Origin of the sequence: Thermomonas sp. LB-4 (assembly GCF_036409385.1) — a bacterium.
In the GTDB taxonomy this organism is placed as follows: domain Bacteria; phylum Pseudomonadota; class Gammaproteobacteria; order Xanthomonadales; family Xanthomonadaceae; genus Thermomonas.
Genome location: NZ_JAXOFT010000043.1, coordinates 1 through 5,798, shown reverse-complemented (window position 1 = coordinate 5,798; position 5,798 = coordinate 1). Strand labels below are relative to the sequence as shown.

Below are 5,798 nucleotides of genomic sequence, written 5' to 3'. Positions count from 1 at the left end.
AAGATGCGCGCCCTTGCCGCTGCGGGTGATTGCGGAGGCGGGGCAGGGAAGCGAGGCGATCCGGGAGTTGACAGAGGTTGTAACCCGGGTATGATTCGCGGCCCTCCTGCAGACGGTTCGCCGGAAGCGGGGCGGGAAAAAAAGTTCGTCACGGGGTGTTGACAGCAATGCAAACCCCTGTATGATGGGCGGCTCACTCGGACGCTACGGCGCCGAGGGGAAACGGGAAAGGCGCTGAGGCCGGCCCCGGAGATCTTTGACAGTGTGCGCAGGTGACTTGTGCGGGCGTCTGGTGATGGATGGTTGTCCATAGCAGACGTTCGAACAGAACCTCAATTCTTATAAGTATTTGTACGCAAGTACAACGTACAGCGAGTAATTGGGACTGGACGGGCTCTGCATTCGAAGCATTAGAGGATTCGTCCTCGAAAACTTTAAGTGAAGAGTTTGATCCTGGCTCAGAGTGAACGCTGGCGGCAGGCCTAATACATGCAAGTCGGACGGCAGCACAGCAGAGCTTGCTCTGTGGGTGGCGAGTGGCGGACGGGTGAGGAATACATGGGAATCTGCCCAGTCGTGGGGGATAACGTATGGAAACGTACGCTAATACCGCATGCGCCCTTTGGGGGAAAGCCGGGGACCGAAAGGCCTGGCGCGATTGGATGAGCCCATGTTCGATTAGCTAGTTGGCGGGGTAAAGGCCCACCAAGGCGACGATCGATAGCTGGTCTGAGAGGATGATCAGCCACACTGGGACTGAGACACGGCCCAGACTCCTACGGGAGGCAGCAGTAGGGAATATTGGACAATGGGCGCAAGCCTGATCCAGCCATGCCGCGTGAGTGAAGAAGGCCCTCGGGTTGTAAAGCTCTTTTGTCCGGAAAGAAAAGCATTCGGTTAATACCCGGGTGTTCTGACGGTACCGGAAGAATAAGCACCGGCTAACTTCGTGCCAGCAGCCGCGGTAATACGAAGGGTGCAAGCGTTACTCGGAATTACTGGGCGTAAAGCGTGCGTAGGTGGTTTGTTAAGTCTGATGTGAAAGCCCTGGGCTCAACCTGGGAATGGCATTGGATACTGGCAGGCTAGAGTGTGGCAGAGGGTAGTGGAATTCCTGGTGTAGCAGTGAAATGCGTAGAGATCAGGAGGAACATCCGTGGCGAAGGCGACTGCCTGGGCCAACACTGACACTGAGGCACGAAAGCGTGGGGAGCAAACAGGATTAGATACCCTGGTAGTCCACGCCCTAAACGATGCGAACTGGATGTTGGGTGCAATTTGGCACGCAGTATCGAAGCTAACGCGTTAAGTTCGCCGCCTGGGGAGTACGGTCGCAAGACTGAAACTCAAAGGAATTGACGGGGGCCCGCACAAGCGGTGGAGTATGTGGTTTAATTCGATGCAACGCGAAGAACCTTACCTGGCCTTGACATGCACGGAAGCTTCCAGAGATGGGAGTGTGCCTTCGGGAACCGTGACACAGGTGCTGCATGGCTGTCGTCAGCTCGTGTCGTGAGATGTTGGGTTAAGTCCCGCAACGAGCGCAACCCTTGTCCTTAGTTGCCAGCACGTAATGGTGGGAACTCTAAGGAGACCGCCGGCGACAAGCCGGAGGAAGGTGGGGATGACGTCAAGTCATCATGGCCCTTACGGCCAGGGCTACACACGTACTACAATGGTGGGGACAGAGGGCTGCGATACCGCGAGGTGGAGCCAATCCCAGAAACCCCATCCCAGTCCGGATTGGAGTCTGCAACTCGACTCCATGAAGTCGGAATCGCTAGTAATCGCAGATCAGCATTGCTGCGGTGAATACGTTCCCGGGCCTTGTACACACCGCCCGTCACACCATGGGAGTTTGTTGCACCAGAAGCAGGTAGCTTAACCTTCGGGAGGGCGCTTGCCACGGTGTGGCCGATGACTGGGGTGAAGTCGTAACAAGGTAGCCGTATCGGAAGGTGCGGCTGGATCACCTCCTTTTGAGACATGGCAACGCTGTTGCCAGACGTCCGCACAAGTGACCTGCATTCAGAGAGCGTGATTCCAGAGGGGATCACGTGTCCCGTGACAACGGGGCCTTAGCTCAGCTGGGAGAGCACCTGCTTTGCAAGCAGGGGGTCGTCGGTTCGATCCCGACAGGCTCCACCATCTGAAGTAGAGACACATTTTGGGTCTGTAGCTCAGGTGGTTAGAGCGCACCCCTGATAAGGGTGAGGCCGGTGGTTCGAGTCCTCCCAGACCCACCACGCTTTCCTGGCGCTGCGTTGCGACGATGCTCATGGGCTTGATGCCCACTTCGCATCGCCGCGCCTTGCTCCAGAAAACCGTGGCAAGCCACCAAGAACTCTCTGAATGACGCGCACACACACTTTGAGATGGCTGGGCATTGTGGCCTGGTCATGTTCTTTGAAAATAGGGAAGAAGAGTCAAACGAGCGTTTGAGACGTAAGTCTTGCAACGTGTCGAGGCTGAGGCGAAACGGCGTAAGCCGTTTTTATCAAGTGATAGTCGTACCATTCGCTGGTACGTGTCGTCCTGAGGCAACTTGGGGTGATATGGTCAAGCGAATAAGCGCACACGGTGGATGCCTTGGCGGTCAGAGGCGATGAAGGACGTGACAGCCTGCGAAAAGCGTCGGGGAGCTGGCAATAAGCTTTGATCCGGCGATGTCCGAATGGGGAAACCCACCCGCAAGGGTATTGCATGGTGAATACATAGCCATGCAAGGCGAACGCGGTGAACTGAAATATCTAAGTAACCGTAGGAAAAGAAATCAACCGAGATTCCGTAAGTAGCGACGAGCGAACGCGGACTAGCCCAAAAGTCGATCTTGTTTTAGCAAAACACTCTGGAAAGTGTGGCCATAGCGGGTGATAGCCCCGTATGCGAAAGGGCCTGATCGATGAAATTGAGTAGGGCGGGGCACGTGAAACCCTGTCTGAACATGGGGGGACCATCCTCCAAGGCTAAATACTCCTGACCGACCGATAGTGAACCAGTACCGTGAGGGAAAGGCGAAAAGAACCCCGGCGAGGGGAGTGAAATAGACCCTGAAACCGTGTGCGTACAAGCAGTCGGAGCCCGCAAGGGTGACGGCGTACCTTTTGTATAATGGGTCAGCGACTTACTGTTCGTGGCGAGCTTAACCGTATAGGGGAGGCGAAGGGAAACCGAGTCTGATAAGGGCGCATAGTCGCGGGCAGTAGACCCGAAACCGGGTGATCTAGTCATGCCCAGGGTGAAGGTACCGTAACAGGTACTGGAGGCCCGAACCCACGCCCGTTGCAAAGGTCGGGGATGAGGTGTGATTAGGAGTGAAAAGCTAATCGAACCCGGAGATAGCTGGTTCTCCTCGAAAGCTATTTAGGTAGCGCCTCGTATGTATCCTCTCGGGGGTAGAGCACTGTTATGGCTAGGGGGTCATCGCGACTTACCAAACCATTGCAAACTCCGAATACCGAGACGGACTGTACGGGAGACACACGGCGGGTGCTAACGTTCGTCGTGAAAAGGGAAACAACCCAGACCCACAGCTAAGGTCCCAAATTACCGCTGAGTGGAAAACGATGTGGAAAGGCACAGACAGCCAGGAGGTTGGCTTAGAAGCAGCCATCCTTTAAAGAAAGCGTAATAGCTCACTGGTCGAGTCGGTCTGCGCGGAAGATTTAACGGGGCTAAGCGGTAAACCGAAGCTTGGGGTGCATACTTTGTATGCGCGGTAGAGGAGCGTTCCGTAGGCCTGCGAAGGTGGATTGTAAAGTCTGCTGGAGGTATCGGAAGTGCGAATGCTGACATGAGTAACGATAATGCGGGTGAAAAGCCCGCACGCCGAAAGCCCAAGGTTTCCTTGCGCAACGTTAATCGACGCAGGGTGAGTCGGCCCCTAAGGCGAGGCAGAAATGCGTAGTCGATGGGAAGCTGGTTAATATTCCAGCACCTCGTGCAAATGCGATGGAGGGACGGAGAAGGTTAGGCAGGCCGGGCGTTGGTTGTCCCGGTGAGAGGGTTGAGGCGGTGCTCTTAGGCAAATCCGGGAGCGCAACGTTGAGACCAAGGACGAGTCCAATTGGACAGAGCTGCTGATATCACGCTTCCAGGAAAAGCTCCTAAGCTTCAGTTTGCACAGACCGTACCGTAAACCGACACAGGTGGGCAGGATGAGAATTCTCAGGCGCTTGAGAGAACTCGGGTGAAGGAACTAGGCAAAATAGCACCGTAACTTCGGGAGAAGGTGCGCCTCCTATGGTGAATAGCTGAAGGAGGCCGAAGTAACCAGGCCGCTGCGACTGTTTATCAAAAACACAGCACTCTGCAAACACGAAAGTGGACGTATAGGGTGTGACGCCTGCCCGGTGCCGGAAGGTTAATTGATGGGGTCAGCGAAAGCGAAGCTCTTGATCGAAGCCCCGGTAAACGGCGGCCGTAACTATAACGGTCCTAAGGTAGCGAAATTCCTTGTCGGGTAAGTTCCGACCTGCACGAATGGCGTAACGATGGCGGCACTGTCTCCACCCGAGACTCAGTGAAATTGAAATCGCTGTGAAGATGCAGCGTTCCCGTGGCAAGACGGAAAGACCCCGTGAACCTTTACTATAGCTTTACACTGAACGTTGAGTTCGTCTGTGTAGGATAGGTGGGAGGCTGTGAAGTGTCGGCGCTAGCTGGCATGGAGCCAACCTTGAAATACCACCCTGATGTGCTTGACGTTCTAACCTGGGCCCGTAATCCGGGTCGGGGACCGTGTATGGTGGGTAGTTTGACTGGGGCGGTCTCCTCCCAAAGAGTAACGGAGGAGCTCGAAGGTACGCTCAGCGCGGTCGGACATCGCGCACTGTGTGCAAAGGCATAAGCGTGCTTGACTGCAAGATCGACGGATCAAGCAGGTAGGAAACTAGGACTTAGTGATCCGGTGGTTCTGTATGGAAGGGCCATCGCTCAACGGATAAAAGGTACTCCGGGGATAACAGGCTGATACCGCCCAAGAGTTCATATCGACGGCGGTGTTTGGCACCTCGATGTCGGCTCATCACATCCTGGGGCTGTAGTCGGTCCCAAGGGTATGGCTGTTCGCCATTTAAAGTGGTACGCGAGCTGGGTTCAGAACGTCGTGAGACAGTTCGGTCCCTATCTGTCATGGGCGTTGGAGATTTGAGAGGGGCTGCTCCTAGTACGAGAGGACCGGAGTGGACGAACCTCTGGTGTTCCGGTTGTCACGCCAGTGGCACTGCCGGGTAGCTATGTTCGGAAGCGATAACCGCTGAAAGCATCTAAGCGGGAAGCGCGCCTCAAGATGAGATCTCCCGGGGCACAAGCCCCCTGAAGGAACCATCAAGACCAGGTGGTTGATAGGCAGGGTGTGTAAGCGCAGTAATGCGTTGAGCTTACCTGTACTAATGATCCGTGTGGCTTGACCATATCACCTCAAGTTGCTTCGGTTTTATGCGCATCCCTGCGCAAAAACCAGCAACCCTTGGCCTCAACACGTTGACGGCTTGCTCCAAACGCTCGTTCACTCTTCTTCCCCCCCTTGAGAGCGTGGCGCTGCTGTATGCGGATCACTCCGCAAGAGCCTGCACATCCCTGTGCAGACTCCTGAAAACAGTCGGCGACCCTCCACCCTCTCCCTGGTGACAAAAGCGCTGTGGCACCACCCGATCCCATCCCGAACTCGGAAGTGAAACGCAGCCGCGCCGATGGTAGTGTGCATCCGCATGCGAGAGTAGGTCATCGCCAGGGTCTTTATCCCGCAAAACCCCAGCTCAATGAGCTGGGGTTTTGTCTTTGCACCGGGGAAAATC

At 55.6% G+C, this 5,798-nt stretch carries 2 tRNA genes and 3 rRNA genes; all 5 read left to right on the top strand.

From position 1 onward, the window contains the following. Window positions 1–435: 435 nt before the first annotated feature. The 5 genes from SPK54_RS13380 (at window position 436) to rrf (ending at window position 5,736) form a co-directional block, all read left to right on the top strand. Window positions 436–1,980: ribosomal RNA gene (locus SPK54_RS13380) — 16S ribosomal RNA — on the top strand. Between the two features lie 92 nt (window positions 1,981–2,072). Further along, window positions 2,073–2,148: transfer RNA gene (locus SPK54_RS13375), tRNA-Ala, on the top strand. A 21-nt stretch (window positions 2,149–2,169) separates the two neighbouring features. Further along, window positions 2,170–2,246 (top strand) — tRNA-Ile (locus SPK54_RS13370). Between the two features lie 311 nt (window positions 2,247–2,557). After that, window positions 2,558–5,415, top strand: a 23S ribosomal RNA gene (locus SPK54_RS13365). A gap of 208 nt (window positions 5,416–5,623) precedes the next feature. Beyond that, window positions 5,624–5,736: ribosomal RNA gene (gene rrf / locus SPK54_RS13360) — 5S ribosomal RNA — on the top strand. Together the 16S, 23S and 5S rRNA genes with 2 tRNA genes alongside form the textbook arrangement of a ribosomal RNA operon. Window positions 5,737–5,798 lie beyond the last annotated feature (62 nt).